The organism is uncultured Bifidobacterium sp. (genome assembly GCF_963540075.1).
In the GTDB taxonomy this organism is placed as follows: domain Bacteria; phylum Actinomycetota; class Actinomycetes; order Actinomycetales; family Bifidobacteriaceae; genus Bifidobacterium.
The window spans coordinates 1-9,593 of sequence record NZ_CAUTOG010000049.1; the positions used below are offsets into that span (position 1 = coordinate 1).

A 9,593-nucleotide genomic window follows, 5' to 3' on the forward strand; every position below is an offset into this window, starting at 1 on the left:
CACCCCCACCCACAACCCCACACCAGACCACACCAGACAGACCCCCACCCACACAACCACACGAGCCACGGGTGGTATCCCTAGAGATATGAGCATCCATATCGCAGTGCTGACGGGCGCAGGCATCTCCACCTCAGCCGGCATCCCCGACTTCCGTGGCCCTCAGGGAGTGTGGACCACCCATCCCGAACAGATGAGCGTCTACGACATCGACGCCTTCCTGTCCGACGCCAAGGAGCGGGAATACTCCTGGCGTTGGCAGAAGGAGTCCCCGGTCTGGAACGCCGAGCCCGGTGAGGCCCACAAGGCGCTGACACGTCTCGAAAAAGCCGGGATTCTCTCCCTGCTGGCCACGCAGAACTTCGACGCCCTGCACGAGAAGGCCGGCAACTCCTCGGACGTCATCGTCAACCTGCACGGCACGATCGGCACCTCGCACTGCATGCGCTGCCACGCCAGGTACGACACCGCGGACATCATGGCCCGTCTCGACGAGGAGCCCGACCCGCACTGTCACCGCAGACTTCCGTACAAGGCGGGCGAGATCTGCAAGGGCATCATCAAGACGGACGTCGTCTACTTCGGAGAGGCCCTGCCGGAGGGAGCGATGGAGAAGAGCATGCGGCTGGCGTCCAAGGCCGACGAATTCTGGGCGATCGGCTCGACCCTCGAGGTCTTCCCGGCCGCGTCCCTCGTCCCCGTCGCGGCCCAGGCGGGCGTGCCGGTCACGATCATGAACATGGGGCGCACGCAGTACGACGGTCTGGCGACCCGTCTGATCCGTGAGGACATCGCGACGGCGCTGCCGAAGCTCGTCGACGAAACCATCGCGAAGAACTCCTAGACCGCAGGTCTCAGAGACGGCCCCGGGAGACGGCCCGGGCCACCGGATCAGTAGATTCGCTTGGGGGAGTATCCCGCCTCCCGCAGGGCGGCGAGAACCTGTTCGATATGGTCGGGACCGTTCGTCTCCACCGTCACCCCGAGGGCCACGCCGTTGATGAAATGCCCCGACGCCTTGAACTGGTCATGGTCGAGGGCGATGACGTTGGCGCGTTCCTGCGCAAGAATCGTCGCCACCTTGACGAGTTGTCCGGGTACGTCCGGAAGCTCCACCTCGAAGTTCATGATGCGTCCGCGTGCGATCATGCCCTTCTGGATAACCGCGCCGATGGTGACGGTGTCGATGTTGCCGCCCGACAGAATCGGCACGATGACATGGTCCCCACCGGCCTTCGCGAAGGCGCGCGACTGCAGGTCGAGGTGCTCGAGCGCAGCGAGGGCAACGGCTCCGGCGCCCTCGACGACGAGCTTGTGCTTCTCGAGCATGAGAAGGATCATCTCATTGATGTCCCGTTCCGCGACCGTGACGAGATCGTCAAGATACTCGTTGAGGATGGCGAAGGTCAGGTCGCCCGGGCGGCGGACGGCGACTCCCTCCGCGGAGGTGAGGACCTTGCCGGCTTGGACGACGCACCCGGCCGCGAAGGACTCGCGCCATGCCGGCGAACCCTCCGGAATGGCCCCGATGACACGGACCTCGGGCCGGAACGTCTTGATGGCGAGCGCCACGCCGGCGCCCAGGCCGCCGCCGCCCAGAGGCACGACGACGTCCGTGACGTCGGGGACGTCCTCGAGGATCTCCATGGCGACGGTGCCCTGTCCGCAGACCACCTGGTAGTCGTCGAAGGGATGGACGTACACCATGCCCCGCTCCCGGCTGAGCTCGGCGGCGTAGTCCGCGGACTCGTCGAACACGTCCCCATGCAGCACCACCTCGGCCCCGTAGGCCTTGGTCGCATCCACCTTGAGCGGCGGGGTGATCTGCGGCATGACGATGGTGGCCTTCGCGCCGCGCTCCCGCGCCGCATAGGCCACGCCCTGCGCGTGGTTGCCGGCGGAGGCCGTGACGATCCCTCGGGCGATGTCCTCATCGGAGAGCGAGGCGATCTTGTTGTAGGCACCACGAATCTTGAAGGATCCCGTGACCTGGAGATTCTCCGGCTTGAGCCGGATGTCGTGCCCGGTCAGGCTCGACAGCGTCTTCGAGGGAATGATCGCCGTGTGTCGCGCCGTGCCCCTGAGCCTGTCCGCGGCACGCCGCAGTTCCATCGCATGGTCCCGCCGCAGCGCCTGAAGAACGTCCTTCTGTTCCATAGGCGCCATTGTATAGACGTTCCTGAGACAGCGGCGGCGCGCGGAGGCCGGGCACGCGCGGTTCCCGCCGACGATTCCACTACCGCTCCCGCAGGGTCGCCCGCCTCGATGACGGAATCGGCGTTCGGCGGGATCAGCGTTCGAGACGCGCGACCTCGGATTCGGCGATGAGATAGCGCAGCAGTCGCTGGACCGCCCCCGGACCCGCAAGACGATGACGAGCGCGTGTCTGCCCGGTTCCGACGCGTAGCGTCCACGCCGCCTCGGGCATGACGGCGAACATCGTCTCGTCCGTGGTGTCATCCCCCAGGGCCATGAGCAGGTCGTAACGGCCGGACTCCACCCACGTCCGCACCGCGTTCCCCTTGCTCACGGACACCGGGCAGACCTCCACGACGCGCGAGTTCTCCATCGTCATCAGCCCCAGGCCGCCGCAGCGGCGCCTGAGCCTGCCGAGCAGCGCCTCACGTTCCCGTCCGGCGGTCCTCTGGTCGCTGAGCCGGTAATGCCAGGCCAGGGCATCCGACTTCTCCTCGACGAAGGAGCGGGGAACACGGCCAACGGCCTCGTCGAGCAGCGGTCGAATGACGGCCTTCCATCCGGCCGCCTCCGGAATGCCGGAGGAACGAATCCACCGGCGCGACGTGCCGCCCTCGGGCCGGTCCCCGATCCAGGACCCATGCTCGGCGACAAGGCCCACGGGAAGATCGCCGAACCAGTCCTGCATCGTGGCGTGGTCGCGGCCGGAGACCAGAAGCAGGTCGACGCCGGGCTCGTCCGCGAAACGGCGAAGCAGATCGCGGGTCTCCTTCGTCGGCTTCGCCCGTTCGGGAGTGCGCATCAGGGGAGTGAGGGTGCCATCATAGTCACAGAGCACGAGCCTGCGGCTCGCCCGTCTCCATTGGTCCATCAGGACGTTGCGTTCGGACATCCTCAGCCTGCGGTCGGCCAGTCCCGGATCGCACGCCTGTTCCAGAGCGTCGAGGAAGCCGTCGCACCAACTGGACGCCGTCCTCGCCTTGAGGCGCGCCTGCATCGCCAGGTTGCGCCGTCTGGACTCCTCAGGAGGGATCTCCAGAGCCGAATGCAGGGCCTCGCACATGGCTTCGGTGTCATAGGGGTTGACGACGAAGGCCTCCGTGAGCTCATTGGCCGCCCCGCACATGTCGGAGAGCACCAGGGACCCGTCCCTCCCGTCATGGCAGGCGAGATACTCCTTGGCCACGAGGTTCATGCCATCCCTCAGGGGCGTCACCAGGGCCACGTCCCCGGCGGCGTAGATGCCGCAGACGGGCTTGATGGGAAGCGATCGCGTGATGTAGTGGATGGGGGTCCAGGACAGCAGCGAATAGCGTCCGTTAATCTGGCCAACCAGCTGGTCCACCTGCTCCTTGAGATGACGATAGGTCTGGACGTTCTCCCGGGAGGGCGTCGCCAGAAGGTAGTACGTGACGTGCCCTGTCCATTCGGGGTACTTCTCCAGCATCCTGCCGAAGGCGCGCAGACGTTCCGGCAGACCCTTCGTATAGTCGAGACGATCCACCGAGACGACCACCTTGTTGGGCTTGTCCACGCCCGTGGCGGCGGACCTTGCAAGCGTGAGCTCCGGAAGCTCCTCATGGGCGTAGTGGCTCCACCACGTCCCCTCCTTGGCGGTGGCCTCGGCCACCGCGTTGCTTTCGGCGGTCAGCGAGGTCGCGTAGCGACGACCGGGTCTTTTGCCGCTGACCTCCTCGATTCCCAGACGCATGGCACGGGCCAGCATCGACCGGGACGTGCGTCGGTACAGCGCATAGTCGATGCCGATCGGAAAGGCGTCCACCGTGGCCCGTCGTCCCCCCGGCATGTCCACATGACCGGCATCGTCGGTCGGATGGTCGAGAAGCAGACGGACGGAGGACAGGAAGTTCGCCGTGTAGTCGACCGTATGGAAGCCGAGGAGATCCGCCCCGAGCACGCCTTCAAGCAGTTCACGGCTCCATGGCAGGGAACGGTAGATCTCCGGGCTGGGGAAGGGGACGTGAAGGAACCAGCCGATGGAGACGCGGGGACAACGCTCACGCAGCATGGCCGGAAGCAGCATGAGATGGTAATCCTGAATCCACACCACGTCGTCCGGATGGACCAGTGGCTCGAGGGTCTCGGCGAAGCGGCGATTGACCTGCTGGTACGTCGACCACGTCCCGGCGTCGAAGACGGCCTCATGGGAGAAGTCATGGAAAAGCGGCCAGAGGGTGTCGTTGGAGAAGCCCGCATAGTAGCCGGCCACCTCCTCGGAGGTGAGGAAGAGGGGGATGCAGCGGCGGCCGGCGTAGGCCCGGCGGATGCCCTCCACCTGGTCGGCGTCGTACTCGTCAAGGTCGATGCCGCTCCAGCCCACCCACAGGCAGTCACGATGCTCCTTGTGGTAAGGGCCGATGGCCGTGGCCAGACCACCCACGTTCTGGCGCAGGGAATATCCCTCTGCGCCATCGGCGTCCAATGATACCGGGAGCCTGTTCGATACGATGATCAGTCTTGACACGCTACCTCCTTCGTTCCCACCGTCATGCCAGTCGCCAGACGAACGCCTCCCATGGGTCGAGGGTCTCCGAGGCCAGCGAGGCGGCGACCCGCTCATCGTCTTCGGTGGCGATAAGAGGGCGTCGTGATGGCGCCGTCTTCCCGACGTCCCTGAGCAGGCGCCCGGATTCGCCGGGAACGGCCTGCGACGAGGAGGTGAGATTGGCCACGACCAGCAGGCGTCCGACCTCACCCTCCGCCGAATCCGCATCGTCATCCTCAAGCCCGTCGAGGGTTCTCGTGAAGCAGTAGACGTGCGGGTCGTCCGCATCCACAAGATCCCAGCGTCCCGCCGAGACGACGGCGAGGCGATGGCGTAGATCGATGAGGCGGCGGTAGAAGGCCAGCACGGAGTCGGGGTCGTCGCTCTCCGCGGCGACGTTGATGACGTCATGGTTCGGGTTGACGCCGATCCAGGGGCTTCGGACGGCATCCGCTGCGGTGAATCCCGCATAGCGCGAGGCGTCCCACTGCATGGGCGTGCGCGAGTTGTCCCGGCCCATCAGGCCGATGGCATGCATCATCGCCTCCGGCGAGATGACATGCGCCTGGTCGACGAGCTGATGATACATGTTGATGGATTCGAGGTCGCGGTACTGCTCCAGCGACGTGAATCCGGCGTTCGTCATGCCCAGCTCCTCGCCCTGGTACACATACGGCGTGCCGCGATGCATGTGAAGCACCAGGCCCAGGGCCTTGGCCGAACGCACGCGGAGTTCGGGCGTCGAGACGTCTCCCCAGCGGGAGACCACCCGGGGCTGGTCGTGGTTGTTGAAGTACAGGCTCGCCCATCCCGCCCCTCGGACCGCCTCCTGCTGGGCCCCGAGCTCGTGGCGCAGCCGCGCCGGCTCGAATGGGCGGGGGTTCCATTTGGAGCCGTCCTGGTCGATGCCCATATGGTCGAACAGAAACAGCATGTCGAGCTCATGGTTCGCCGGGTCGGTGATCGCCTCGTTCCTCGGCGCGGTGACGCCCGGGGCCTCGCCGACGGTCATGCACCCCTCGCGGCCCTCGAAGACCTCCCGCCGCATCTCCTGCAGGAACTCGTCAAGTCTGGGGCCGTCGACGCAGAAGGGGAACGGAGTGGAATAGCCGTCCCCGCCGACCGGAAGATCCGCGATGTCCGAACCCTCCTCGCCGGGGAGACGGCCCTGGTCATCGACGCGTTTCGAGATCATCGTGATGACGTCCATGCGGAAGCCGTCGACGCCGCGATCGAGCCACCAGTTCATCATCCGGTACACCGCGCCTCGCACCGCCGGATTCTCCCAGTTGAGATCCGGCTGCTTGCGGGAGAACTGGTGCAGGAAGTATTCGCCGCGCTTCGGGTCGTACCCCCATGCGGAGCCGCCGAAATAGGATCCCCAGCGGTTCGGTTCGGCCCCCGGCGTGCCCGGCTCGCGCCCCGGACGCGCGGGACGCCACCAGTACCAGTCGGCATGCTCATCCTCGGGATCGCGGCTCGCCTGGAACCATGCATGCTCGTCCGAGGTGTGGTTCACGACGAGGTCCATGACCACCTTCAGACCGCGCCGATGCGCCTGACACAGGAGCTCGTCCATGTCGGCAAGGGTGCCGAACAACGGATCGATGTCCTGATAGTTGGAGATGTCGTAGCCGTTATCGTCCTGCGGGGAACGATAGACGGGGCTCAGCCAGATCACGTCGACGCCCAGGCCCGCCAGATAGTCGAGACGTGAGGTGATGCCCCGCAGATCGCCGAATCCATCGCCATCGCTGTCCTGGAAGCTCCGCGGATAGATCTGGTACACCACCGCATTCGTCCACCACGGATTGGGCGTCGCCCCGTTGGTCCGCACATGGTCCCCAAGCACTTCTCGCTGGCTGGTCGTCATCGCTCAGTCCTTTCTGATTCGCCTCGGATGGGCAGGATTCGACCGAACCGCCACGGGGACGTCCGAGATCGGCCGCGGCCCTGATCCGTCACTCCCATCCTACGCAAAGGGTATGGGGAGGCGGCCTCACGCCCGTCGCATAACGACCGCGTGGCTTGGAAGCCATGCGTCAACCGACGCCGGCGTTCACTCGGACACGGGCGAAGCCGGACGGCTCCCGCAACCATCGTCCACGCGCCCCGGCCGCCCGTCGCGGCGCTCGCGGAAGAATCCCGACAGCACCCCGACGCATTCCCTCTCCATGACCCCGCCGTACACCTCGGGTCGGGAACCGTCATGCGGGTCGCGGAGCAGATCCCAGACGGAGCCGCATGCGCCGAGCTTTGCGTCCCACGCCCCGAAGACCACCCGCGCTATGTGGGTCTGGAGCAGCGCGCCGGCGCACATGGGACATGGCTCCAACGTGACGACCATGGTGCATCCCGAAAGGTTCCAGCCGCCACCTCCGGACCCCTCCGGGAGCGTCCGCCGCGTCCGCGCGGAGAAGCCCGTGGCGCCGACGGCCGAACGGAGGGCCTCGATCTCCGCATGCGCCAGAGGATCGCGGTCACGTCGCCGGCGGTTCCTTCCGGAGCCGACCACCTGGCCGGAGGCATCCAGCACAACGGCCCCGACCGGGGTCTCCCCATCACGTCCGGCCTGGTCGGCGAGCGCCAGCGCATGCCCCATGGCGTCGTGGAGTTCTGCCAGGCTCACATCCATAGGGCCTCACTGTACGCGGCAGAACGTCCGGCAGGAAGAACAGGATGACGGCGCTGTCGCATCGCGGCTCCCCGTGTCGTCACGTTCCGCTCTTCACTGAAAGCCTGCTTAACGATTTCTGCACATCCCGGCCGTACCATGGAATCGGCCCATCGGCAGGGGGAGACGAACCCGTGGACGTTTTCGTGCTCATACTGTGCATCATCGGCTCCGTCGTGCTCTCATCCTTCCTCAGCCGCTTCATTCCGCGGGTCTCCACGCCTCTGGTCCAAATCCTCATCGGGGCGCTGGCGACCACGCTTCCCTTCTTTCCCGAGGCTCATCTCGAACCCGATCTGTTCATGGTGCTGTTCATCGCCCCCCTGCTGTATCTGGAGGCGCATCGGATAGACAAGACCGCGCTGGTCGACGCCCTCGGGCTGTCCCTGTCCATGGCGGTCGGACTGGTGCTCGTCACGATGGTCGCGGTGGGCTTCTCCGTGCACGCCGTCTGGCAGGCCATCTCCCTCGCGGCGGCCTTCGCCCTCGGAGCCGCCGTAGGCCCCACCGACGCGGTGGCCGTGTCCTCCCTGAGCCATGAGGCCTCGTTGTCACGCCGGCAGCTGGGCATCCTCGAGGGGGAGTCGCTGTTCAACGATGCCTCCGGCATCATCGGCTTCCAGTTCTCGATGCTCGCGGCGACGACGGGGACGCTGTCCGTCGGCCATGCCGCCGAGCAGTTCCTGGTCTCCTTCCTCGGAGGCTCGGCGATAGGGCTTATCATCGGCATTGTGGCCAACCGGCTTTTCGAAACCGCTCGGTCGCTGGGCTGGGAGACCACGACCACACGGATACTCATGGAGCTTTTCCTGCCCTTCCTCGTGTATCTGGGAGCCCAGGACCTCGCTCATGTGTCCGGGGTGCTGGCCGTCGTCGCCGCCGGACTCGTGGTGCGCTTCGACCGCACCGGTATCGGGCCGAACGTGTCGCGGACGAACATCGTCTCCGACAGCGTCTGGTCCGTTCTGTCCTTCAGCCTCAACGGAACGGTGTTCATCCTGCTCGGCATGCAGCTTCCCGACGCCATGAGCGCCAGCTGGGACGATCCGGGGGTAAGCAACACCATGCTGCTCGTCGTCATCCTCCTGGTGACCCTTGTGGTCACCGCCATGCGTCTGGCCTGGGTGACGCTGATGCTCCGCCTCGCCAGGGACCAGCGCACGGGACGACGACGCAGGATGACCCCGGACCGCTGGCGATCGGCCGCGGTGATGACCTTCGGCGGCGCCAAGGGAACCATCACCCTGTCTCTGATGTTCACCCTGCCCTACGCGCTGAGCGACGGGAAGGCCTTCCCCATGCGGGACGAGCTGATCTTCATCGCCTCGGGCGTCATCGTCCTCACGCTGCTTATGGCGAACTTCCTGCTTCCTCTGCTCGCCCCCAACCGCACGGCGGCCTCCACGGAGATGACGCGGATCACCATCGACGTGCTTCGACGCACCGTGGAGGAGCTCACGGGTCGGGTCACCGACAAGAACCGCCGTGCCGTGCTGCAGGTCATCGATTCCTACACCAAGCGCATCAGCCGGCTCCAGAGACGTCTGGGGGTCTCCGACCCACAGGATCTCGAACGCCTGCAGATCGAAGCGCTCCACTGGGAGAAGGACTATGTCCGGGAACGTCTTGAACGGGCCAGGTCCTTCCCGGAGAAGACCGACGACATCGCCCGGGGATTGCAGGTCGAAGCCTGCGAACGCATGCTGGACCAGATCATGAACACGCTTCGGCACACCTCGACCCGGACGTCGGGTCGCACGGTATCGCAGGTCCGAGGGCGAATGAGGGCTCTCCAGCGCCGACTGACGATACTTCTCCGCCGCGCGGAGAGCAAGTTCCTGCGAACCACCCCCCTGTTCAGCGAGAAGCGCGTCGCCTCCGTGATGAAGGGCATCCAGATCGATGCCATGGAATACGTCATCGACCGTCTCTACGACGAGATGAGCCGCGACAGGTATCGCACCGAACACTGTTCGACTCTGATCCTCGACTACCGGCGGTCCGAGGCGTCACTGCGCAGCCGTCCGGCCGTCTCGGGCGGGGCCGAGGCCCTGGAGCAGCTCGAGCAGGCCAAGCGCGACAGCTATGCCATCGAACTGGGCATCATCCAGGACATGGCCGAGTCGGGAGCGATCACGAGAACGCAGATGCGTCAGCTCCGTCGCAACGTCTATGTGATGCAGGTCGACGCCGACGCCGAGCTGTAGTCGTCGGCGA

The 9,593-nt window shown here is 65.9% G+C and carries 6 protein-coding genes; 2 read left to right on the plus strand and 4 right to left on the minus strand.

From position 1 onward, the window contains the following. Positions 1 to 88 precede the first annotated feature (88 nt). The gene (locus RWX87_RS05890; protein ID WP_314688585.1) at positions 89 to 844 is read left to right on the plus strand and encodes a Sir2 family NAD-dependent protein deacetylase; all 756 of its coding nucleotides are present in this window, start codon (positions 89 to 91) and stop codon (positions 842 to 844) included. 47 nt (positions 845 to 891) lie between these two features. On the opposite strand, the gene ilvA is transcribed toward RWX87_RS05890, so the two are convergent. From ilvA to RWX87_RS05910, 4 genes are all read right to left on the minus strand, one after another. After that, on the minus strand, positions 892 to 2,157 hold the full coding sequence (gene ilvA / locus RWX87_RS05895; protein ID WP_314688576.1) for a threonine ammonia-lyase: 1,266 nt from the start codon (positions 2,155 to 2,157) through the stop codon (positions 892 to 894). A 133-nt stretch (positions 2,158 to 2,290) separates the two neighbouring features. Beyond that, positions 2,291 to 4,681 carry a bifunctional alpha,alpha-trehalose-phosphate synthase (UDP-forming)/trehalose-phosphatase gene (locus tag RWX87_RS05900; RefSeq protein ID WP_314688579.1) on the minus strand — a complete coding sequence of 797 codons (2,391 nt, stop codon included), beginning with the start codon at positions 4,679 to 4,681 and terminating at the stop codon, positions 2,291 to 2,293. A gap of 22 nt (positions 4,682 to 4,703) precedes the next feature. Then, positions 4,704 to 6,575: an alpha-glucosidase gene (locus RWX87_RS05905; protein WP_314688581.1), complete on the minus strand. Its 1,872-nt coding sequence runs from the start codon at positions 6,573 to 6,575 to the stop codon at positions 4,704 to 4,706. A gap of 186 nt (positions 6,576 to 6,761) precedes the next feature. Next, positions 6,762 to 7,337: a nucleoside deaminase gene (locus RWX87_RS05910; protein WP_399552325.1), complete on the minus strand. Its 576-nt coding sequence runs from the start codon at positions 7,335 to 7,337 to the stop codon at positions 6,762 to 6,764. A gap of 173 nt (positions 7,338 to 7,510) precedes the next feature. Here RWX87_RS05910 and RWX87_RS05915 point away from each other — a divergent pair, with 173 nt between their 5' ends. Then, positions 7,511 to 9,583, plus strand: a complete 2,073-nt coding sequence (locus tag RWX87_RS05915) for a sodium:proton antiporter (protein ID WP_314688583.1) — start codon at positions 7,511 to 7,513, stop codon at positions 9,581 to 9,583. Positions 9,584 to 9,593: the final 10 nt, after the last annotated feature.